The sequence below is a fragment of the Chryseobacterium flavum genome (assembly GCF_003385595.1).
GTDB classification, from domain to species: domain Bacteria; phylum Bacteroidota; class Bacteroidia; order Flavobacteriales; family Weeksellaceae; genus Chryseobacterium; species Chryseobacterium flavum.
The window spans coordinates 216,152-238,719 of the sequence record NZ_QNUE01000007.1 but is presented as its reverse complement, the minus strand read 5'-3'; the positions used below and the strand labels follow the sequence as shown (position 1 = coordinate 238,719).

The following is a 22,568-nucleotide window of genomic DNA, read 5'->3' as shown; positions in this document are numbered from 1 at the left end:
TGATTAAAAAGATTTAATTCCCAAAAACGGGAATACCATTTGTATGTATGGGCTTTAAGGTGGCCGGTTCCACCATAATAAACAATGTGTTTTCATAGAAATAGTTTTTAAATGTGATCTAATACAAAACTACTAACGCATAGCGACAAATTGTGTCGCATTTAAATATAATTGCTTAGCATCCTACAAATTTTATGATCAAAAACGAAAGGCGTGGAACTGAAGCCAATCTGTTACTGTGGTACCGCTAAGAACCAGGAAACCAGAAAGACTCAGCCCACGCCCATATGAGGGCACGGGCGTAAGTCTATCTATTGGGTTTCCTTTTGAAAATTAGCGGTTTTCAGTAACCAATATGATAGCTTACGCTGTGTATCGTTAAAATCATGAACCAAAAGTAATGAATCCTTAAAGACATTAGTCACCGTATTTTTACGGAAATTCATTATTGGCTTTAGCAGTGATCTATTCAGATCAGCCTATCAATACTTTACATAAACTTTTACATACTATAAAGTAAAAATCCTAGCAAAAATAAGAATAATCCACCTATAAATGAAAATGCAAGTCTTTTAAAAGTAGTATTCTTACTTAGATTTAATACAGTAAGGCATAACATTCCCATAATAAAAAAGAAGGTATATACCTTAAATGAAATAGCAGAGATATGGTAAACCATACTTAAAGCAGGAATATAGAATAAAATGATCAAGCTCCTTTTATCCCTGCTCCACAAATCTGCAACATTAAAGTTTTTCATGTTCTTGTTTTTTTCAAAAATAAGAAAAACAATTGATTAAACCATTACATTATTATCTGAAAATCAGAATGTTATATAAATATCTTGTTTTAATGAATGATATTTTATAGTATTAAATTTGAGGATGATTTTATTTTGCATTTCGGGCAATTACATTAATGATTTTGAAATTTCAAGATTATTATCTATCCTATCAATGGGATTATTTAAGATTATTCTGATTATTTTCTTAGTATAAAGTACGTTAGTTTGCACTTAAAGAAAAGAGTTAACTTCGAAATAGAACCATTATTGTCCAAGACAATGAACACATTGATTTAAGAAGTACTTAATCGGCATTGAGAAACCTCATGAATTAAACTTTTTAAGTGATAATATAAAGATCTATTTCGGAGAGCCAAGATCAATGAAGAATTAAAAATATAAACCATACACATGGCATCGATTTAACATCATTTAAACTTCCATTAAATAATGAAGGTAAGAACATATTTGGAAAACAGTTTCCGATAACTATCAAAATAATAAAAACAGCCTTTAACTAAAGGCTGTTTTTATTATTTTGTTTTAGGAATTTTAGGAATTTGTCTAATAGTTTCCTTTGGAGTAGATGTTACACCACCTTGTTTTATTGCTATTGGATCACTTGTAATAATCATTTTAGGATCCACTTTTGGTTTATCTGCCATCTTTACTTGAATTTAAATAGTTAATAATTTCTTTATAATTTTTAAGATCAAATGAATTGTTTTCTTTTCTCTTTTCAAATATAACAAAACTCGATGTAATAACATATAGAATCAATGTAACTAAAATTACATTGAAGTTATGGTAATACTTTTTTCGTTTACTTCTATAAGCTTTAATATTCTTTGAAAGCGCAATTTCTTGCTCTTGAAGGTATGTGATATTTACATACTCATTCAATAAATATTCCTGATCTTCATTTATGTCGTCTCCGATATTTAATTTTTTTTTGTATTCATTTAAAATATCATTATAATAATAATTAGGTTCATGAGTATAATAAATATCAATCGGTTTCTGTAATTGGTATGTGAGGACTAATGATACTGTTAACAAAATTACAAACAACGCAAATAATAAAGTAAATATTATATTTATATCAAGAAATTTAACTTCAATAAAAAATTTAAATAATTCAATTGTGTACAGAAATATGAAGGAATAAATTACAATCAAAAAGGAATATTTACTTTCAAGTTTATCGAACAGTTCATAATAAAACTCCAACTGTTTTAAATTAGTTTCTAGTTTACTTTCAACTTCAAATATTTTCATTCTTATTAATAAACGTAGTATTAGTTTCCACAAATATAATAATTTAAAATGTTGAAATAAAACAAAATAATTCACACTAAGTTGTATGTTTAGTTTTTTCCTGAAACGGTATTCATTTACATCTACTGATTTAGCTGTAGATTTTGTAAAACTGACAATTTACTTAATGTAAAAAGCTCATTTTTAAATATGCGCACAATTCCAAAAAAAGGAGCTTACATTTGTTTTTTATTTTTGTTATTAAATAGATATTATCACAATATTTTCCCTATAATTGTTTGCATATGACATTACCTGCTGAATTTGAGGATCAATACGTAGAAGAAGTTTTATACAATACTTCTCTACAAGATCTCCCGGACGAAGAATGGAAGCTTATTGAGAACTACGAAAATTATATGATTTCTAACTATGGCCGTATAAAAAGTCGTGAACGGTTTACTTCTCTTCCTAGTGGTAAAGAATGGAAACTGCCGGAACTGATCATGAAACTGATTTTTGTAAAGCATACCAATAATTACCTACAGAATTATAATTATAGTGTCCATTGCTCTCTATCATTAGACGGCCACAAACATAGAAAGTCTGTAATTCGGCTTGTCTATTATCATTTTATAGAAAAATTTGATTATTATGACCGTTCTATTCTTATTACCACCAAAGATGAAAACAAACTTCATACACATTACCGGAATTTAAAGAAAATTTCATCCCATAAGTTGCGGCTCAAACAGTTTGAGAAGAACAGAACAAAAAATCGTAAAGTTATCTATATGCAGGCCGTCAGCCAGTATAATATTGAAGGAAAGTTGCTTTCTGATTTTGAAAACATGTATGCAGCAGAAAAAAAGCTGGGTATTGCTCCGGAGAGCATTATGGATGTTATCAATAAAGAATTTTTAACAGCAGGCGGATATCGCTGGTTTTTAAAATCCTACACTCCAACCAAAGAGGATTTTGTGGTAACAGGTAAACCAGATATTACAGCCAAGCTGCTTAATACTTCTCTATGGAAAAAATTAGGGAAGCCCGCTATTGATCAGAATATGCCTCCTGCATGTTTGAATTTGTCTCTGAAAGACCTTCCGGGTGAACACTGGAAAACTATTCCGGGCTTTGACAACCGATTTGTTATCTCCAATAAAGGACGTGTCAAACGATTGGCTGGATGGACTTCCTACGGAAGAACAGTTTACCTTAGGGAGCAGATTCTTTCTCAAATGTTGTCACCAAACACTGAAACGACCTACTCGCTTTATTGTTTAGTGCGCCATGAAGGAAAGAATACCTGCATAACTATTACCAAATGGGTATATTACTGCTTTATTAAGCAATTTGACATCCATAGTAAAACATGGGTCATTGTTAATAAAAGCCAGCCTTTATGGAATATGGATCCGTCAAAACTTACATTGCAAACAATTTATTCAGTACTCAAATCAAAAAACTAAGAATTAAGAACTAATCTAAATGTCAGATTAATCCGCTCTTTCATGGGTATTGGTGATTTGGCAATCCGATGTTCCCAGTTTTCCTGTAAATCACCTTTCATAATGAGCAGTGAACCGTGAGGAAGCGGTAAGCTATATTTACTGGCATGGTGGTCTTTTTTCCTAAAATCAAAACTTCTGGTTTGTCCGAGGCTAATAGAGGCAATAACAGACCGTTTTCCATATCTGCTTTCTTTATCCCTGTGCCATGCCACCGAATCATTTTGATTTCTGTAGAGATTCAGCAAGACTCCATTAAACTGACAGCCAAACTCCTGTTCTTCAGTGATAACAGTTCAGGAGTCCACAGATTCGTTGGTCTTTTCTCTTCTCAAGATCCATAATCTTTTGAATCTCCGTACCAAGTTGTTAATCGTGGTGTCAATACCGTTTTATCATACATTTTCTGTGTACGCTGTTCCCAGGGAGCGGTATTGAGCAGCTTATCTTTTAACTGATCGGCTTCTGTCTTACTTAGAAAATGTTCTTTATATTCCAAAAGGTTTTTTGGAAATTCATAGAATTCTTCTGTATCAAATAAACTCAACTGATTCATACTTCTTACTCTCAAAAATTTTACAATTATTATTGTATCCTATGTCTTGGCAGCCTAATCTCATGCGCCTGCGGATAAGATTTTCTATAAGTCATGCTTACATCTTCCTTAATCTGCCTGTGGATATCGTATTGTTTTTCTTTATCATATGCATAACGGGGATCAGGAAACATAGACATCTTTGCCATTTTATGAATGGTAACGGTTGGAAAATGAAAATCGACTTCCACGGTTCCCAGAAGCAAATAACATCCGCGCCCTGAAAGTCATACTGCTTCAGGCTGTCAGGGAAATGAGCCGTGTCAAAATAATCTCCGTTCACATCAATCCAGGTTCCGAAATACATAGTCCCCTTTTTTGTCGGAACATGCTTTCTTGAGATCAGGTAAGCCAGCATTTTAACCTGCTGCTTATGAAATTTCAATAAATCTTTTACAAAAACAGAACCTCTGTATCGGGTCTTTAACAGATCAAAAGGGCTGCATGAAACAGGAAAACCAATGAGTTCAATTTCATCAAAAGCATCCTCAAACTGTTCCCGTTTTAGATCACTGGAAAGATTAAGACCTTTTATATTGTAAAGGACTCATCCCGGTATGCTTTTTAAAGAAACGGCTGAAAACTTCAAGATTATCATATTCCAGGGCGACTGCTACTTCCGATACATTAAAGCGTCCGGTACGAAGAAGAATTTTAGCTTCTGTTAACAGGGCCTCACTGATCAGGTTCTTGGTTGTTTTCCCTGTCGTCTCTTTAAGTATTTCATTCAGGTATTTTGTACTGATGTTTAGAGCATCTGCATAAAAAGAAGTGTGATGTTCTTTTTTGAAACATTCTTTTAAGAGTTTCTTAAAGTCCGATAAAATTTTCTCCCTTCCTATCCGGGGATTTAATCTGGGAGCCGACATATCATTCAACAGATACATGTGTTCCAGTTCACTTATCAAACTCACCAGCTGGCTCCTGATGATAGAATCCCTAAAGAGATGATCAATATCCTCCATTTTTGAGCGTAACCTTTGAAGATATTCAGTAACCAGACGAGTTTCCTGATCTTCAATTTTTATATATGGAATTCCTTTTCTGTTCATCAATTGGTATTTGTCAAACAAATATCCGTTTGTATCATTCAGCAGAAATTCCTTTTCGAAATAAACACTCATTGCCTGATAATCCCCCGAGACTTCAAGTACTTCTGAGACCGTACTGGGTAAAAGTACAGCACATGAGTTTTTATCATAGAGCAATTCTTCCCCATTAATCATAACCCTGGCAAACCCAGCTGTACAGACCCCAATTGCATAGTACTCAGCTCTGAAAGGACGCGGATTAAAAGTATCATGAATATCCTGACAATTGATAAAAAAGCCTTTCGTGTTCCAGCGTTTCATCAATCGCATTATAAAATCATCCATTTTCAGGGAAGGAATTTTTCTTACATTATTCATAATTGATTACTTAAATTGTTATTTCTCATATGGATATACGGATTGTACTATTAAAAATAGTAAAAAAAAATGAAGGATAATTGAGGAGGAAATATCAAAAATTGAGGAAAAAATGTCAAACAAAAAGAGGATTAATTGATTCAATTTGTATCAGATATTAATACAGATTGAATTATGAACTTAGACACTATTTCCCAAAATGTGCTGGCTCAAATGAGAGCATATGGAGCTGTTCCCTTCCATACATGTACGCCGGAGCAGGCACGGCTCATTTACGACTCCAATTCATCAGCAGTAGATCATGAGTCCCAGATAAAAACAGTCAAAAAACATCTTATTCCTGTATCTGGCGGCCAGAATGAAGTTTACGTCATTACACCTTTTGAAAAGCCCACTTCCGTAATTATTTTCTATCATGGCGGTGGTTGGGTCGTTGGAAAGGCTTCAGGTTATATTTCCTATGCTTCGTATCTGGCAAAAAAAACAAAAAGCATTGTTGTTGTGGCTGATTATCGTAAAGCCCCTGAAAACCCTTATCCTATTCCTGCTGATGACGCCTATAACGCTCTTTTATGGGTAACAGAAAATATGGAAAAGATTGCCGGAGAAACTCTTCCCCTAATTATCTGTGGCGAAAGCGCCGGTGCAAACCTGGCTGCCGTTACTGCTCTTCGGGCCAGAGATTCAGGAGGCCCTGAAATTGCCTGTCAGATATTGGCATGTCCCGTTACTGGAGATAATTTTGACAATGAATCTTACAACGCTTATGGAGCCCAGCTTCTCATTTCCAAAGAAGATATGAAATGGTTCTGGAATCATTATGTTCCTGATCCAAACAAGCGGAAAGACCCCTATGTTTCTCCCATTTATGCGAAGAATCTGAGCGGACTGCCTAAAACGGTTATTATCACAGCTGAGTACGATCCTTTATGTCAGGAAGGTGAAGATTATGCCGTAAGACTCATAAAATCAGGGGTTCCTGTAACTTATAAGAGGTTTGAGGGACAGATGCACGGATTTTTTACATGGGTAGATATTTCTCCTTCAAGCCAAAATGCCCATGACATTATTTCCAGTCAGATATTAAATATTAAATGAATTGTCATTAATAATAAAACATAACAAATCATGGATGAACTAAATGTGAAAAAAATTGACGTATTGGTTGTTGGCGCAGGCTTTGCCGGTGTCTATCTAACATATCAACTTCGAGAAAACGGATTGTCCGTTCAGACAATAGAGGCCGGAGAGGATGTAGGAGGAACCTGGTACTGGAACAGATATCCCGGAGCACGCTGCGATGTGCCCAGTGTGGAATATAGTTATTCTTTTTCTAAGGAGCTGGAACAGGAATGGACCTGGTCGGAGAAATATTCGGCCCAGCCGGAAATACTCAAATATATCCAGCATGTAGCAGATCGTTTTGATGTTAAAAAGAATATTCTTTTCAACACCAGAGTTGTAAAGGCAGAATATCTTGAAGAGAAAAAAATATGGTCAGTGCACACCGACGACGGTAAGATCTTTGAAGCCTCATACTTTATCCTGGCCACTGGAAGTTTATCGGTTCCGCGGCTCCCTGATTTTAAAAATATGAATGACTTTAAAGGCGAATTTTATCATACCGGTGACTGGCCTGTTACACCGGTAGATTTTAAAGGAAAAAGAGTCGCTGTCATTGGTACAGGTTCTTCAGGGATTCAGTCCATTCCTGTCATTGCGCAAGATGCTGAAAAGCTAACAGTATTTATCAAGGATTCCAATTACACTCTTCCGGCCGGAAATCAGCTTCTGACACCACCATTTACAAAAGCAGTGAAAGAGAACTATTCCAGAATCCGGAAAAAAGCCCGTGAAACCTGGGGTGGAATACTTTTTAATTCAAACCCTACCGTGGAATCTGTAACCGAGGCGCTGACTGAAAATAAAAAAGAACCGGACAGAACATTAGGCTCGTTTTCGAAAGAAGAAGTGCATCAGATGATGGAAGAAAAGTATCTGGGAACTGGTCTGGGCTTTGTAACCAATTTTCCTGATATCCAATATGACGAAAACACAGATGCCCGATTGCGCGAATATTTAAACGAAAGAATCCGAAAGCTTGTAAAAGATCCAAAAAAAGCTGCAGCACTGATTCCAAAGTCAAAACATTATGCAGACAGAAGACCTGTCATTGACACCAACTATTACCAAACCTTTAACCGGGAAAATGTCGATATAGTGGATGTCAATCAAGAACCCATCACTGAATTTTATGAAAATGGAATAAGAACAACAGAGAGAGATTATGAATATGATGTCATTGTCTGTGCTACAGGATTTGATGCCATGACGGGAGCAATTAATAAGATCGACATTGCAGGCAAACAGGGAGAAATCTTAAAAGAAAAATGGAGTCAGGGGCCAAGAACATATCTCGGGCTGATGAGCAATAATTTTCCGAATATGTTTATGATAGCCGGAGCCGGAAGCCCTTCAGTATTCTGTAATATGGTCTTAGCCATTGAACAACATGTAGAATGGGTAAGCCAGTGTATACAGTATATGAAAGCAGCAAATAAATTGACCATCGAGCCTGAGCTTGCAGAGGAAGATAAATGGGTACAGCATTGTATTGATGTGGCAAAACCTCTGTTTGTTTCAAGAGGAGATTCATGGTATGTAGGCGCCAATGTTCCCGGAAAACCAAGGGTTTTTATGGCCTATATCGCTGGTATGCCGAATTATATTGCCAAGTGCGAAGAGGTTGTAAAAAATAATTATGCAGGTTTCATTCTACAATAATCCGGGAACTAATAAAATAATAAGCAGTAAAAATATTCATATGAAAAGATTAAAAAATAAAGTTGCCATTATTACCGGTGCTGCAAGCGGTATAGGGCTGGCTACGGCCAAATTATTTCACCAGCATGGGGCCAGCATTATAGCCACGGATATACAGGAAGAACTTCTAAAAAAGGAATTTTTGCCGTTGGAAAATTCCGGCAATATCAGTATCAAAAAACTTGATGTCAGCTCGGAAGATGAATGGAATAACCTGGTATTAAGTTCAGCAGCTGATTTTGGCAATATAGATATTCTGATCAATAATGCTGCGATTCATTCAGCAGACAACGGTATATTGGAAACCACACTTGATTCCTGGAACAAACTGATGCACATCAACTCCACAGGAGTTTTCTTAGGCATAAAAGCTGTACTCCCCTACCTTAAAAAAAATGGAAGCGGATCAATTGTAAATGTAGCTTCCATTGCTGCATTGGTTGGCGGAATGAATGCTGATGCGGGTGCGGTGGCATATAGTGCTTCAAAAGGTTCTGTCCGTTCACTTAGCAGACATATTGCCCAACATTTTGCCAAGGATAAAATTCGCTGTAATTCTGTATATCCCGGTGGAGTCCTGACTCCGATGATGCAGAAAGCCATGCAGGACGCTGGTTTTTCCGGAGAACAGATTGTTGGCACCGGACCCATTCCGTTACCTCCCCATGTAGCTGAAGCAATAGATGTTGCCTATGGAATCCTGTATCTGGCCTCTGATGAATCCAAATATGTCACGGGAACAGAATTAGTGATTGATGGCGGATTTGTTTCCCAATAATTTGAGCAACGTATCTCGAAAACAGAACCGGTGCATATCTTTTTATTAGGACCAACTTTTCTTACTCCTTTGTCAAAAAATCGAAACCATCAGATCATTTAAATTTAATCAACATCGATTTGATATGCATAATTATTGCCCTGTTGCCAAGATAACAACAGGGCATTTTTGTTATAGAACCAATAAAAAATAGAATGATTATTAAAAATTACTGATTCAATAAGATCTCCAGAAATGTTTTATAAATATTACAATCGCAAAAATCTGCTGCAGCATGAATGAAATTGTCATTATTTCCAACCTGGAAAACCTGCCTAATGCAGTAATATTATACTTACTTTTTTGTCTATATTAAATCGGCTGCATATTTATGCAGCCGACCATTTAATACTGTTTTAATTTCCTATACAAATCTCTTATTTCTAATAATATTAATTTTTAATTATTTTTTTAGAAATAGTTTTTCCAATATTATTTCTAAATGTAATTATATACATACCAGAATTTAGTACTGAAACATCTATCTGATCTTTACCTTTTTTAAGAGTTCCACCTGATAAAATACGTCCGTCTAAATTGTATAGGCTGTATGACAGATCTTCTTTAGAGATTACATCGATACTGTTTTTGATTATGGTTGAAGAAATTTGTACAAAAGTCTTTTCGTTTTTTTGCGTATCATCCACTTGTAATATTGCACCGGGATCATATCTATATGTAAATATTACAGGTGTACCATATTCATTGTTGAAATCATCTACCAAATAATATTTAAATACATAATCAATTGGAAATGCACCTGTTCCTGTATCTGAATTCCACATGGTATATCCACTGGAAACTTCAGAGTTTGCTGGTATATTGATGGCTGGCTTTGAGTTTGCAGGGTAGATTGAGTTTTTGGAAATAAAAGGCAAACAGGTGGTAAGATAACAGAATTGAAAATTGCTGCCCGTAGCATTAATAATATCCATTACTTTTATACGCACATTTATGGGAGATGAAGAAGTATTTTTTATTTTATAATGTAGATTGGCCGGGATTTCTGTTGTAGTATTATATGTAATAATTCCATTAATTATTGGACTGCCATCCTCTTTTTCCAGGACAATCTGCGCTTTACTATAAGAAGATAAAAGCATTGAAAAGACTGTAATTAAAATGATTTTTTTCATAAAATTTATTTTGTTAATCCTGGGATCTTTAAACTAGATCCCAAGATTATTATTTAATATTATTCTATAATTAATTTCTTAGTTTTGGGTTCGGAATCTTTTTCTTTAATAGAAACCATATAAGCTCCTTTTATCAGAGTCCGTATAGAAATTTCAGTATTTGGTTCTACTCCTGATCTTTCAATAATCATTTTTCCGCTGGTATCAAAAATTTTCAGATCTACTTTTCCTTTTGCTTGCACTTTGATGTATTCTTTTGCAGGATTAGGATATATACTAAAATCATTGGCAGTAATATTGGCATCATTTATTCCTAATGTACTATTATTGATCGCAAATGGACCAGCAGCATTTATAATCTCACCGCTTGTTGCATCAAGCAGAAGTACAACTGATTTCATATTATTTATATTATACTCCAGAGGGATATCACTTGTAAATACATAATTCACTGTTTGACCATCAGTAATAACTGCTGGTACTGAACCTGCTTGTCCGGTGTAACCACCCAGCAACATTCTACCTACGTGATCATAAGTCATTTGTGCCGCAGGTACTGGATTTGGTTTAGTTTCAAAACCTCCCATTACCCCAAGTTGTCCTCCGGCATAATAATTAGATTGATTATATCCGGATGTAGTCCCTTTTACATTATCTTCTACCAAAACTACAGCTAATCTGAAATTGGCATTAACAAAATTTGATCTAAAAATAGCTGAGGCGTTTAATGTAAGTGTTCTCCCTGATAAAGCAGAGGTTGCGCTCAGGGCTGCCGGAACCACCAGAGTTTTTCTTTCATTAATGATGGGTGAAAAATCAGCGGTAACATTTTGTTCCAATAAACTTCTGTCTACATTCATTGATGGAAATCCTGAAAAACCAGCCATAGTATTATATTCAATTACTTCCATTGGGTCATTATTATGCACTGCAATTCCTATAAAATCATTAGGGAAATTACTCGTTGCATTATGCATTCCTACAGTACCTCTCGGACAATAACCACACCATGTCCCGGTACCTTCTTCAAAGACTGTTTTTTTAGGCGAATTTTGGGTTACAGTAATGAATTTAGTTGTAAGCATATTGTCTGCAGGGGTTGTGTCTTGAGATCCATTTATCTCCATTATGGAAAAGTTAATGTTATTTTCGGCCGCAGCAGGAAAATTTACAGCAATATTATGTGTGATTGTTTTCTTTTGCCCGGCAGCTAAAGGAGAAGCTAATGGAATTGTAGAAATGTGATCTGTTGTACCATCATTCCAGTTAATTTTTATATTGCTGATACTTTGAGCTCCATTATTTTTTATCGTTGCTTTGATGAAATAATCCGTATTCACCAATCCATAACGCTGTAAAGAGACTTTTTCAAGCGCAACATCCTTATCTGCAATAGTTTTTATGCTGACATTATCTATGACAATATAAAAAAGATCAGTACAATCATAATGCCTGAAAGACACATACACCTGTTGTCCAATATAAGGAGTCAGATTAATTATTCTTTTTTGAATACCTCCCGAGGCAACTGTTTCTGTATAAACCGGATTAGAAGCAATGATGGTTCCTGAAGCATTAGATGTAGTAACATATACTGAATACTTTTCTGCCGGAAAATAGGAACTTGTTGCAAGGTCATAACTTAAGACAATGTTGGCCGGAGCATTACTTAAATCAATTAACGGCGAAGTAATCAGGTTATTAGGAGTAAGTGCCTGATTGGATTTGTAAGAATAAGAGATCAAAGATCCAGTACCAAAATCTCCACTTAAATTTGACGCATCTATCTTGCCCCACTGATTACCATCTCCATCAATATCAGTACTAACCCAGCCATTCAGACCGGGAGCATTAAAATCCTGAGTATATAAAGTTTGTGAGTAATGTATTCCAAATAGTAGAATACCCGTAATGATTAGAATTTTTTTCATTTTTTTAAGTTTAGGGTGTTAAATAATATTATAAGAATTCGTAATTGTTTGTAATACCTATTTTTTCCTCTCTTACATTGAGAACATTTCCGTTTCCATCCAGAACCATGATTATAATTTTTAGATTATTGCGATTAAACTCCGATGGAATCAAGTATTGGAAGGCTCTTGAATATTCATTGGAAATTACAGTTTGTGTATCTTGAATACTTTCTCCGGCTACTGAAGAGGTTAGTTTGTTTCTTAAAACATTATGATGAACATAATCATATATTGTAGGAGGTCCTAAGGCTTCTACATAGTTTTTTTGTTTTCCTATAAGATTGTCCTCCACAATAAAAGCGGCAATTTTAAGACCTGTAAAATCTTGAGCAAAAGATATTCGGGTGTCTATATCAAGTATATTTCCAGATACTGTAGAGGCTATTTTGATACCTATTTTACTGGATGCCTTAATTAAAGCTAGTGGTAAGGACATATCAGTATAATTTTCAGTATCCGGCCAAATAATATTTCTATTAAGAAACATAGTGGGCCATCCCAGATCTTCTCCCGTAACATTTTTAAAGATTTCCAATTCTGTAGTAGTTGTATTAGACCAGGGATCTTGTCCACTAGGTCCATGAACTCCCAGAAAAACAAATCCATCGTCAGTCAGGGATTTTAAGTTCTTTGCCCTGGCTCCTGCACGAGTACAGTTTCCACACCATGTTCCGGTGAAATCTTCGTAAAGAATCCTGTGTTTAAAATTTATGCCATCATTAATAACTGCAGTTACTGAAATTGGATTAACAGGTAATGATTTATATTTTGCAGTAATCGTATAGACTCCTTTTTCCGTTGGTTTATATATATTTCCATTTATCAAATGTTCGTTTACATAGATCTGGCTCTCCGAGGTAATATCATTGTTTAAATTATCTTTTATTTTGAATGTGAATGAATTTCCTAGTAATTTCTCATTACCTCCATCAGAAGATATAGTAATATAAGTGGCAATTGTATCTCCTTCATCACTTCCGGACCCACTACACGATGATGCAAGTACTACCATCAAGAAAAGAAATATTAAATTTTTCATATCAATAGATTTTAGATTTAACGATTAATAAAAGCTGCATTCTTATAAAATGCACAAGTTGGAATTTGTATTATTTTCATTTTATTTGCGTTTTTATTATTTAAAAAAATATAAATTATTGTAATATGTTGTAATATTAATAAAAAAAATTATATTTGAATAATAAATTAATTTAAAAATGGAAAAAATATTTTCTACATTACTTTTTTTGGGAACCTGTTTCCTTTATTCACAACAATTACCAAATGTTTCTATCGAAAATATTAGCGGGCATAAAATAAATGTGTCACAGATAGATTCATCAAAACCTGTGATAATGAGTTTCTGGGCTACATGGTGCCTTCCCTGTATGGAAGAACTCACAATAATTAATGAAAAATATGAGGATTGGCAGAAGGAAAATAAGTTTACCATGTTTGCAGTTTCAACTGATGATGCCCGTACCGTTTCAAAGGTAAAAACAGTTGTCAAAAGTAAAGGCTGGCCATACACTATATTGCTTGATACCAATCAAATACTCAAAAGAGCATTGAACATTAATAGCGTGCCCTATGTAATTATTGTTTATAAAGGGAAAATAGTTTATTCTCAAGTGGGTTATTATCCTGGAGATGAAGATGAATTAATAGCAAAGATCAGAGAGTATAACGGTATGAATTGATATTATGCAGAATAAATTAATGAATGGTATAGCGCTTCTTTTTAGTGTAAATGCCTTTTGCCAGCTATCCGTAAACCTGGAGTCAAATTCGCAATATTATATAGATGATGGTAAAATAAAACTTTCTGAAACTGAAGTCTCTCAAAGATTTAGGTCAAACAGTTACTTAAATGTCAATTATAAGCTGAACAATTTTACTATTGGTGCCCAACTTGAATCGTATGAACCAAAAGCCTTGCTCAACTATTCCCCTGCTTTATATAAAACTAATTTAGGAACCTATTTTGTTAATTATAATAATGAGAAAGCTGGGGTGGATGTCACTTTGGGACATTTTTATGAGCAGTTTGGAAGTGGCTTAGCACTACGTGTATGGGAAGATAAGCAGTTAGGGATTGCTAATTCATTATTGGGTGGGAAGGTAAAATATACTGATCCTGATCAAATTATAACCTTAAAAGCTCTATTAGGGAAACAGAGACTTGGCTTCAAACTTTCTGATGGAGTCGTTGGAGGACTTGACGCCGAGGTAAAACTTGATTCTTTAATGAAAGTAAAAGATTTCAGTACAAGCGTTGGATTTAGTTACATTAATAAATATGAAAATAACAAAGAGTCTGTTCAATATCCTAAAAATGTAAGTATCTATTCATCCCGGATTAAGATGGAATACTCGAAATTTGCTTTAGAATTTGAATACCTTTACAAGACCAAGGATAATATAAAGGAAATTTCAGCATTAGATCCCAATAATCTTTTTTCTGGAAAAGCTTATCTATTAAACCTTTCTTATGCTACAGACCGGTTTGGAGTTATAACAAGCTTAAGAAGATTGGAAAATTTCAATTTCTATTCGCAACGTGACCAAATTGGAAATACTTATCATAACGCTGTACTTAATTATGTTCCGGCCCTTACAAAACAATATGATTATAGCCTGGCTAACATTTATGTTTATCAGGCGCAACCCAGACTTTCATTTCTTCCTCAGAAAAAGGCAGGAGAAATAGGTTCTCAATTCGATATTTTTTATAAAATAAGAAAAGGGACACTCCTTGGTGGAAAATACGGAACTGATGTTTCACTGAATGTTTCCAACTGGTATGGACTCAAAGGAACATATCGCACGTATATAAACGATGTTAGAGATTATAAAACAGATTTTTTTGCACTGGGAGAAAGATATTATTCTGATCAAAGTTTAGATATAAGAACGCGTTTGAAAGATAACTGGAAGATTGCAGCAGTATTTATAAACCAGTTTTATAATACTTTCAGAACTGAAGAAACTTCAGGTGAGGTAAAAGCACAGACTGTTGTTTTAGATAATATCTATAAGTTTTCCAAAAGTTCAATAAAGTTAGAATTACAACATCAATGGGCTGATGGGTATCATGGAAACTGGGCAGCCGGTCTTTTCGAATATAACATTAATAGAAATTGGTCGTGTTTTGTGAATGACCTGTATAATTATGGCAATACTGATAAAGATAAGCAGATGCATTATTATACTGGAGGATTAGTTTTTAGAAAAAACAGTACCAGAATTCAGGCTTCATATGGCAGACAGCGAGGAGGTCTCCTGTGCGTGGGAGGAGTTTGCAGATTTGTTCCCGAAAGTGCAGGTTTTTCTTTAGGAATAAGTGCGAATTATTAAAATAACTTCCGAAACTTTAATGTAAGTCTTTTCATGTGACAGATTATGGAACAGTTAAAAAAGGGATACGAAGGACGAAAAAACAAAAACATTCTCAATTTTTAATTAAACAAAAAATGAAAAGTAAATTTAATACATGGCTGGTATTGGCTTTGGTATTTTTATTTTCAGGACTCAATGGACAGATAAAAAACCCTGTAAAATTCAAGTTCACAATCAATGACCTGGGAAATAATCAATACGAGGCAGTTCTCGATGCAACAATGGAAAGCGGTTGGCATATTTACTCAAGAGATATTCCTGAAGATACAGGAATTCCCACAGAATATAAAGTTTCAGGGAAGAACGTTGAACTGATTGGAAAATTTCAAGAGGTTGGAAAAAAACATGAAGAATTCTCTGAAGCTTTTGGCGGAACGATTATTTTTTATTCAAACTCAGCAGGCTTTAAACAAAAATTCAAACTAAAAGATCCTGCAAAGCCTGCAGATGTTACCTCGGAGATTACTTATCAAACATGTGATGACAGAGTATGTCTGGCTCCCAATACATTGGAATTCAATAAAAAGGTTACCCCCAAAGGAACGACTGAAGAGGTAACCCCTGAGACAGTCGTAAAAACAATTAAAGATTCTGCAAAAACGCTTGTAGTTGCCATAGAAGATAAGCTTAAAGATGAAATTATTGTATCGCAACCCTCGCATCTGGATCCTAAAAAACTGAAAATAGAAACAATAGATTTAAAAAAACCTTTGACGGATTGCGGCACTAAGTCATCAAAGGTTGATGAAAATTATCTGACGTATGTATTTTTAGGATTTATCGGGGGATTAGTAGCTTTATTAACACCTTGTGTTTTTCCAATGATCCCTTTAACAGTGTCATTCTTTACAAAAGGAAATAAAAATAAAGGAAAAAGAGACGCCCTTATATATGGTTTTTTCATCCTACTTATATTTGTATTGCTAAGTGTTCCTTTCCATTTAATCAATGGAATAGCAGGAAATATCTTCAATGAAATTTCAACAAATATCTGGCTTAACCTAGCTTTCTTTATCATATTTATTTTCTTTGCCGGAAGTTTCTTCGGATACTACGATATTACACTACCAAGCTCTATTGCCAATAAGTCTTCCAAGGCTGAAGAAGCAGGAGGTATCATTGGAATCTTCTTTATGGCTCTTACATTAGTTATTGTTTCATTCTCATGTACCGGGCCTATTTTGGGTAGTTTATTAGGAAGTGCCGTTACGGGATCTGTCAATGTACCGGTGTTGTTAACTTTTGCATTAACCGGTTTCGGTTTAGCCTGGGCAATTATTTTCGGTATTTTAGCATTATTCCCGCAAGCTTTACAAAAGCTTCCTAAATCAGGAGGATGGATGAATACAATAAAAGTAGTTCTAGGTTTTGTGGAACTCGCACTGGCTTTAAAATTCTTATCAAAGGCAGATCTTGTTTCCAAAACATTTTTATTAAAAAGAGAATTATTCATTGTTATCTGGATTATCATCACGATTGGTCTTACTTTATACTTATTTGGGCTGATCAGATTCCCTCATGATAATAAAAAAAACAAAATATCCGTCCCCAGACAGATATCAGGGGTATTGGGAGTTGGCTTTGTAATCTATCTGATTCAAGGATTAATCCCTTCTGAACGTCCAAAGCTTCAGCTACTGAGTGGGATCCTCCCTCCGATAAATGTTAGTTATTTCCACAATGAAAAAGACGGAATTCTGGGAATGTATCCGGAACATGATTTTTTTAGCGCTGTAGAATTAGCTAAAAAAGAGAATAAGCCAATTTTGATTGACTTTACAGGATATGGTTGTGAAAATTGTAGAAAAATGGAAGAATTTGTCTGGAGTGAACCTGACATTTTACCAATTCTTCAAAACAATGTTATTCTTGTTTCCCTGTATGTTGACGACAAAGAAGAGCTTCCGGAAGATCAGAAAACTAAAATTGATCTGGGAGACGGCCAAATTAAGAAAGTAAAAACAATCGGAGACAGGTGGAGTTTATTCCAGCAGGTGAATTTCAATAATAATTCCCAGCCACATTATGTTTTGGTAACCCCAGAAGGAAAGATGGTCAACACTCCAGTATCGGGTTATATGCAGAAAGAGGATTTTAAAAAATTCCTGGAATGCGGAGTTAATTACAACAATTGATTTATATTATAATTAAATTTATCAAATACATTATAACCAATTTAGGCGAGCAGAAGTATTAATTTTGTTACTGATTCATACGCTTCCAAAAGTATGAATAAAAAAAGCCCTTATGGGAAGGGCTTAGCTGTAGTGGAGAATACGGGATTCGAACTTTCCCGTTTTTTCCGTGTATTTATCGGGTTTTTCTGTGGTTAAAGCTTTGTTTGCCACTATTTTGCCACATTTTTTTAAAAAACCTTTAATATCGTCTTCAAAGCAGGTTTGCGGAAAGGGAGGGATTTGAACTCACATTTCACCCGTAACTCTTAAATTTTTTCAACATGAAGTCTAGAAAACATAGGTAATCTTGTCGTCATACGGCTTTTGTAGAGTTGTTTATAATCCACCATTTTGTACTATTTTCTGATAAATTTTTCTCGTCTCGGTCTTTCCATCTTTTAATTTAATTGTTAAAAAATAGATTCCGGATGGAAATGCGGAAATATCTATGCTATCAGTATTAGAATAATCAATGGTTTTACTATACTTTCCATCAAAATAACTTTCGACATAATTCTTTTGTGTTTTGGTAATTAGTTAGTTTTTCTGACTTTCAAGCTATTATTCCACAAATTTTGTGTCTGGATCATAAAAGAACTTAAGCTTTGAATTGAACAGCATTTTGTTTCTTTTTAGAACATTATACTCGCGATTCTTCGTATAGGATATTTGTGCATTGTGAAATGATTATAGTGACCGTTAAAAAAAGGAGCATCTAAGAAAGTAAGAAAGATGCTCTTTAAATCAAGTTATTTATCTGGAGTTTAACAGTTCAGAGACTGCTGTAGCAACAAAAGGACTGCTGAGGTATCCTTCAATACCATGCCTGTCTTCCGTTTCATTAATAACTTCATAATTTATGATTTTTGGATCCACCCTGAAATGTCCGCCTTCTAATGGTCTTAAGGAAACTATATCGTGTTTATCATACAGATTTAACCATATTTCTTTGATAACAGATGGATATTTCGGTGGTTCACGAAACTGTCTGGTAACTGCATTCACCCCCAATGGTGAGCCTAAAGTGATCAATCCGCAGATGTCCCATTCTTCTCTCTTCAACTTTTGCAGAATATCATACGCAATGACAGTTCCTAATGAATGCGCAATAACAATAGTTGGCTCTTTGGTCAATGCATCGATGAAAAATTTATTAATCGTTTTTTTGGCTTTCGGCACCACAAGATACGTGGCAACATCCAACGTCTCTTTTAGAATCATCGAATTAGCAAGGCCATTTGCTTTGCTGTAATTATCAAGCAGTCTGGCAATCGCCAGTACGGGCCACCAGTTCCGGAGACCACGATCCTGGATTTCTTCTTTTTCTTCCTCATGGATCTGCTTATCGGTGATCCCGACCTCTTTTCGGATTTCATCCAAAAGCTGCCCCTGAAATTTCTGCAGATCATCGGGATCGCGCTCTTCTGGCGAACCATCAGGAGATCGCATCTGATATATTTTGTCTTCCAGATCTTGCTGGTATAGGTCCCTTTGTAAAATAAGTTCCTTACCGTAATAGGGCAAAGTTAGTGTTAATTCTTCAGGATAGGTAATTCCGGCATTTTCAAATGATTGCTTTAGCGCTCTACTCCATTTTTCCAGTAATTCTTCTTGTGCAAAGTTCTCCTGCGCCCGTCCATGTATAAATAATATCTGCATTATAGTTCTATAAATTGGTCTTCAAAATATCTAAACCCATCGCGGTCAAATGAGGTCCACAATCCCGGCTGCAAGTATCTTACCAAATGGTGGTGACGGTTTGTTTCGAGTAGGTCCAGATAAGACCATCCCTGGGTCAGCAGTGGTATAGACAATTCTTCATGCGGAAAAAAATCAGGATTTCTTGTTGAAAGCCTTTGCAAAACTTTAATGTCAGCAAGGATGGACTGACCGCTTCCTAATAAATAATCATATAGCGATCTGACACCATAAAAATCCCCATTCTGAAAATAGGCGTATGCGGCAAAAAGACCGAGTGTAGGTTCCAGATGTTTGTATCTGCGATAATAGCCGCCGCCATGATCGAGTTCATACTGGCCTTGAAAAATACCTTTTTGGGCAGCCATAATGATATTTGCTTTTCTTTCAGCCACCTCGGTAGCATTATAACTAGCCTCAGCTTTGCTATTATGACCAGTGGGAAAATAATTGACAGTCAACACTTCATTTTTAGCAAACACCACCTGGGTAAAAAAGCCTGGAAGAACAACAACTGGATAAAATCTTTTACGTCCGTGGTTTCCAATAAAATAAATAGCATTCTCTCTTCTGTCGACTGCATCGATACCAAGAAGCTGCGGAACGGTAAAATTTCTTCCCTCTCTAAACCAGTGGGCATCCTCTTCTCTTCTACCATAAACAGTCGGAGCAGGAAGACCGCTTATGAAAAGACCTGTGTCACCATGCCTAAATAAAGCGTCTGAGGTGAAGAATTCGTAATCACGCTTAAATTCCCGGGAGATTCTGCGAAATTCGCGCGTTGCACCTCCCCCTTTCGCTCTTACATAGAAATCAAGTTTTTCGGAAACACTTTTCGTATCCACCCCGACAGGCTGTAATTCAACCGGAAGTGCAATACCTGCTTCACCAATATTTTCTGCTAACCCTTGCCCATCGAACCTCGATAAGAAAAGAGGATCCGAAGATGAAACAGTCCCCGTTGGGAACTGTTTTTTACCCGTAACTTCTTCAATTTCCTCAGCTACTTTTGTTTTCAGATAATCATTGAGATCATAGGAAAGGACAGCAGGAAATGTAGGCTCTAACCGCCTTACTGGACGAATTACCTCTTCTACGTCCCCTTTTAGGCATTTCAGCAGATTGTCACTATAGACACTCCTGTAGTTGTCCTCATCATCTCGTACGTCAATGGAATTAGCGCCTGGGTGGGTGGAGTAAAAAACATCAATATCCGTTCTGTATTCCCTGTTTAAAATCGGAAAGATTACACCCGGTGTAATGTGATGCACGTTGCGGTCACTCGTTGGTGAACGGCAAGCATCAGAGATAAAAACCACATGTGCTATACCGGAGCGATATGCCAGCGGTTGACAGGCAAAAATACTTATGGATTCGGAAGGATCTTCAACATAGCCCGGAAGCAGCCAGATATCCTCACCCGGAGCCCGCTCCACACCATGCCCGGCAAAATAGATCAAAAGCTGATCGGTACCGGCCGCAGTAAGATCGCGGACCGTTTTTAATATTGCCCATCTATTACATTCCCCCGCGATTGGCACACCTTCAGGTTCGTCAGCAAAAAGTGCTGTAATATATCCCTGTTCCTCTGCCCATTCTTTCATCTTAATGGCATAACTGGAAGGTGATGCGAGATAAGGCATACCGGGTATTTGGTTTATCCCGATTAAAATAGCGTGCTTGGTCATTAATGGCTAAAAGTTTTATTTACGAAAATAAGGATATTTTGTTTTCACACCAATGATTTTTCAAACTAGCGGCTAATTATTTCAATATCGAACTTATACGAATCAACTTGTAATTCACCTTTAAATCAACATTTTCTGGATTTCAGCTTCTTTCCTGCTCTACCTATAAAAGTTATTGCCACATAGGTCAACTCCCAGAACGGTAATGTTACCTTTGATAAAACATCATTTCATTTCACCATAGAAGTTATTATCGACATTGTACAAATGATTGACTCTATCCTTATTACATCTTCCGATAAATGTTCCGGTTTCTGACTTATGTAATAAAACATGCCCTTTGCACCCGGGTCTTGTACATTCAGCAGCTCTTTCATGGATAATGAAACTCCACATTGCATTCCTATATATTGTAATATGTGAGGTACTGGTTAACAGAACTTCATCTCCTACATGTAGTTTACCAGTGATGAGATAGTAAAGGATTTTATGAGAAAATTTATATTTTTTCAGGCTTTCCCTGTTGCAATACATATATAGAAAGGTGAGCCCAAATATAACTGTAAAAAAGATAGTCCGCACCAGGTCTGTCGTAGAATAAAATAAACTGAAGCCTAATATCAAGCAACTGGCAACAACTATAATGTATCCATGCATAGAGTCTTTTATAGATTCTAAAAGAGTAAAAGGCCCGATTTTCTTACGGATTTTTAAATACACCATTTTATTCCTTTGGAACGGCAGAGGCTGGCCAAGGATATATTCAATCTGCTCAGTTGACATGCCTGTCATTTCTACTGCTATTTCGCTATGCCTTAGTACATGAACCGCTATACCAGGATTATTCCTTCTTAGTTCATCAAGTACATCGCAATCTTTTGGTCTTACACCGCGATTAGTGATGAAGGTAAACGTACTGACCGGATGATCGTAAGACATGCAGCTGGCAAAATCCGCTTTTATTTTTGCAGAAACTTTCTCATTGGACGATATCGCAAAATACTCACCTGTCCGAAAACAATATCCGTCCCTACCACCATCGCCTTCGCTGCCATTGGGCGTAACTGGTACAAAATCTTTTCCATGTTTAACGATTAGATACCTTTCACATACATCCTGAAAATTGAATCCCTCATGCCCCGCAAGAAGAATACTGATGAAATCTTTTTCCATAATAATCCGATTTATAAATATTAATGTGATCTATATTAAATAAAGCAATTATAGGGTACTTCTAGAACCTACGCATTTATTGAAATAAAATTATGCAATGATTCTATTTCTGTGCACACATAATCTCT

19 protein-coding genes and 1 pseudogene are annotated in these 22,568 nt (G+C 35.6%); 7 read left to right on the top strand and 13 right to left on the bottom strand.

Annotated features, from left to right (window positions below; translation table 11 throughout):
- Positions 1–1,317: 1,317 nt before the first annotated feature.
- Positions 1,318–1,449 carry a hypothetical protein gene (locus tag DRF59_RS21190; RefSeq protein WP_262510622.1) on the bottom strand — a complete coding sequence of 44 codons (132 nt, stop codon included), beginning with the start codon at positions 1,447–1,449 and terminating at the stop codon, positions 1,318–1,320.
- Positions 1,439–2,062 (bottom strand): hypothetical protein, encoded by a 624-nt coding sequence (locus tag DRF59_RS11245; protein WP_115959700.1) that lies wholly within the window; start codon positions 2,060–2,062, stop codon positions 1,439–1,441. The genes DRF59_RS21190 and DRF59_RS11245 overlap by 11 nt, the downstream gene beginning before the upstream one ends.
- A 284-nt stretch (positions 2,063–2,346) precedes the next feature.
- Between DRF59_RS11245 and DRF59_RS11240 the strand changes: the two genes are divergently transcribed.
- A complete protein-coding gene (locus tag DRF59_RS11240; protein ID WP_115959698.1) occupies positions 2,347–3,513 on the top strand; it encodes an NUMOD4 domain-containing protein in 1,167 nt (388 codons plus the stop codon).
- On the opposite strand, the gene DRF59_RS21115 is transcribed toward DRF59_RS11240, so the two are convergent.
- The 4 genes and pseudogenes from DRF59_RS21115 to DRF59_RS11225 all read right to left on the bottom strand — a co-directional run bounded on the left by DRF59_RS21115 (position 3,510) and on the right by DRF59_RS11225 (position 5,556).
- The gene (locus DRF59_RS21115; RefSeq protein ID WP_241505564.1) at positions 3,510–3,800 is read right to left on the bottom strand and encodes an alpha-ketoglutarate-dependent dioxygenase AlkB; all 291 of its coding nucleotides are present in this window, start codon (positions 3,798–3,800) and stop codon (positions 3,510–3,512) included. The two genes, DRF59_RS11240 and DRF59_RS21115, sit on opposite strands and share 4 nt — an antisense overlap.
- An 83-nt stretch (positions 3,801–3,883) precedes the next feature.
- Complete coding sequence (locus tag DRF59_RS21110) at positions 3,884–4,108, bottom strand: alpha-ketoglutarate-dependent dioxygenase AlkB family protein (RefSeq protein WP_241505555.1); 225 nt, start codon at positions 4,106–4,108, stop codon at positions 3,884–3,886.
- Between the two features lie 29 nt (positions 4,109–4,137).
- Positions 4,138–4,655, bottom strand: a pseudogene (locus DRF59_RS11230) (DNA polymerase III subunit alpha); the annotation flags it as partial.
- Positions 4,656–4,668: 13 nt separating this feature from the next.
- Positions 4,669–5,556, bottom strand: coding sequence for a helix-turn-helix domain-containing protein (locus DRF59_RS11225; protein WP_115959696.1), 888 nt, complete (start codon positions 5,554–5,556; stop codon positions 4,669–4,671).
- Positions 5,557–5,730: 174 nt separating this feature from the next.
- On the opposite strand from DRF59_RS11225, the gene DRF59_RS11220 reads away from it, so the two are divergent.
- From DRF59_RS11220 to DRF59_RS11210, 3 genes are read left to right on the top strand one after another with little or no spacing between them, the layout of a single operon-like run.
- On the top strand, positions 5,731–6,654 hold the full coding sequence (locus DRF59_RS11220; RefSeq protein WP_115959694.1) for an alpha/beta hydrolase: 924 nt from the start codon (positions 5,731–5,733) through the stop codon (positions 6,652–6,654).
- Between the two features lie 30 nt (positions 6,655–6,684).
- Positions 6,685–8,340, top strand: a complete 1,656-nt coding sequence (locus DRF59_RS11215; RefSeq protein WP_115959692.1) for a flavin-containing monooxygenase — start codon at positions 6,685–6,687, stop codon at positions 8,338–8,340.
- Between the two features lie 40 nt (positions 8,341–8,380).
- Positions 8,381–9,157 (top strand): SDR family NAD(P)-dependent oxidoreductase, encoded by a 777-nt coding sequence (locus DRF59_RS11210; protein ID WP_115959831.1) that lies wholly within the window; start codon positions 8,381–8,383, stop codon positions 9,155–9,157.
- 431 nt (positions 9,158–9,588) lie between these two features.
- On the opposite strand, the gene DRF59_RS11205 is transcribed toward DRF59_RS11210, so the two are convergent.
- From DRF59_RS11205 to DRF59_RS11195, 3 genes are read right to left on the bottom strand one after another with little or no spacing between them, the layout of a single operon-like run.
- Entirely contained in the window at positions 9,589–10,332 is a 744-nt protein-coding gene (locus DRF59_RS11205; protein ID WP_115959690.1) for a T9SS type A sorting domain-containing protein, read from the bottom strand.
- A 59-nt stretch (positions 10,333–10,391) separates the two neighbouring features.
- Positions 10,392–12,263, bottom strand: coding sequence for an Omp28-related outer membrane protein (locus DRF59_RS11200; RefSeq protein ID WP_115959688.1), 1,872 nt, complete (start codon positions 12,261–12,263; stop codon positions 10,392–10,394).
- A gap of 28 nt (positions 12,264–12,291) precedes the next feature.
- Positions 12,292–13,344 (bottom strand): Omp28-related outer membrane protein, encoded by a 1,053-nt coding sequence (locus DRF59_RS11195; RefSeq protein ID WP_115959686.1) that lies wholly within the window; start codon positions 13,342–13,344, stop codon positions 12,292–12,294.
- A 178-nt stretch (positions 13,345–13,522) separates the two neighbouring features.
- On the opposite strand from DRF59_RS11195, the gene DRF59_RS11190 reads away from it, so the two are divergent.
- From DRF59_RS11190 to DRF59_RS11180, 3 genes are all read left to right on the top strand, one after another.
- On the top strand, positions 13,523–14,005 hold the full coding sequence (locus tag DRF59_RS11190; RefSeq protein WP_115959684.1) for a TlpA family protein disulfide reductase: 483 nt from the start codon (positions 13,523–13,525) through the stop codon (positions 14,003–14,005).
- 4 nt (positions 14,006–14,009) lie between these two features.
- A complete protein-coding gene (locus tag DRF59_RS11185; protein WP_115959682.1) occupies positions 14,010–15,662 on the top strand; it encodes a DUF6029 family protein in 1,653 nt (550 codons plus the stop codon).
- A 116-nt stretch (positions 15,663–15,778) separates the two neighbouring features.
- The gene (locus tag DRF59_RS11180; RefSeq protein WP_115959680.1) at positions 15,779–17,839 is read left to right on the top strand and encodes a protein-disulfide reductase DsbD family protein; all 2,061 of its coding nucleotides are present in this window, start codon (positions 15,779–15,781) and stop codon (positions 17,837–17,839) included.
- Positions 17,840–18,217: 378 nt separating this feature from the next.
- Here the strand turns inward: DRF59_RS11180 and DRF59_RS21280 are convergent, their stop codons facing one another.
- The 4 genes from DRF59_RS21280 to DRF59_RS11160 all read right to left on the bottom strand — a co-directional run bounded on the left by DRF59_RS21280 (position 18,218) and on the right by DRF59_RS11160 (position 22,440).
- Positions 18,218–18,415 carry a T9SS type A sorting domain-containing protein gene (locus DRF59_RS21280; RefSeq protein WP_115959828.1) on the bottom strand — a complete coding sequence of 66 codons (198 nt, stop codon included), beginning with the start codon at positions 18,413–18,415 and terminating at the stop codon, positions 18,218–18,220.
- Between the two features lie 219 nt (positions 18,416–18,634).
- Positions 18,635–19,540, bottom strand: coding sequence for a hypothetical protein (locus DRF59_RS11170; RefSeq protein WP_115959678.1), 906 nt, complete (start codon positions 19,538–19,540; stop codon positions 18,635–18,637).
- Positions 19,540–21,267 carry a caspase family protein gene (locus DRF59_RS11165; RefSeq protein ID WP_115959676.1) on the bottom strand — a complete coding sequence of 576 codons (1,728 nt, stop codon included), beginning with the start codon at positions 21,265–21,267 and terminating at the stop codon, positions 19,540–19,542. The genes DRF59_RS11170 and DRF59_RS11165 overlap by 1 nt, the downstream gene beginning before the upstream one ends.
- Before the next feature lie 225 nt (positions 21,268–21,492).
- Positions 21,493–22,440, bottom strand: a complete 948-nt coding sequence (locus DRF59_RS11160) for a hypothetical protein (protein ID WP_115959674.1) — start codon at positions 22,438–22,440, stop codon at positions 21,493–21,495.
- Positions 22,441–22,568 lie beyond the last annotated feature (128 nt).